Origin of the sequence: Microbispora siamensis, assembly GCF_016863095.1 — a bacterium.
GTDB lineage: Bacteria > Actinomycetota > Actinomycetes > Streptosporangiales > Streptosporangiaceae > Microbispora > Microbispora siamensis.
In genome coordinates, this window is the sequence record NZ_BOOF01000148.1 from 1 (window position 1) to 507 (window position 507).

The 507-nt window shown below is 72.0% G+C and carries 1 protein-coding gene; it reads left to right on the forward strand.

The genetic code is table 11. From position 1 onward, the window contains the following. Positions 1-38: 38 nt before the first annotated feature. The coding region (locus Msi02_RS42865; RefSeq protein WP_239109456.1) for an AAA family ATPase at positions 39-507 on the forward strand (469 nt) is incomplete at its 3' end.

Genomic DNA, 507 nt, shown 5'->3' on the forward strand with positions numbered 1-507 from the left:
CGGGGTCGGTGGCGCGGGGGGGTGTGGGGGTCGCGGCGGTGAGCGGGGAGCCGGGGATCGGTAAGACGTTCCTGCTGGAGGCGTTGGCGGCGTGGTGCGTGGATGCGGGGCATGTGGTGGTGTGGGGGCGCTGTCATGACACGCAGGGGACGCCTGCGTTGTGGCCGTGGGTGCAGGTGCTGGGGGCGTTGGAGCAGCGGTGTGCGCCGCCGGATCGTTCGGTGTTGGCGGGATTGCTGGACGATGAGGCGCTGTCGGGGTCGGGGGGCGCGGCGTTGTTGCGGCGCAACCAGGGGATCGCGCAGTGGCTGGTGACCGCGGCGCGGGTGCGGCCGCTAGTGGTCGTGCTGGACGATCTGCAGTGGGCGGATGCGGCGTCGCTGGAGTTGCTGCGGGATGTGGCGGTGCTGGTGGGGGGGATGGCCGAGCGGGTGCCGTTGTCGGTGGTGGCGGCGTTTCGTGACCCGTTGCCAGCGGACGTTGGTGTGCCGGTGGATGAGCTGCTGG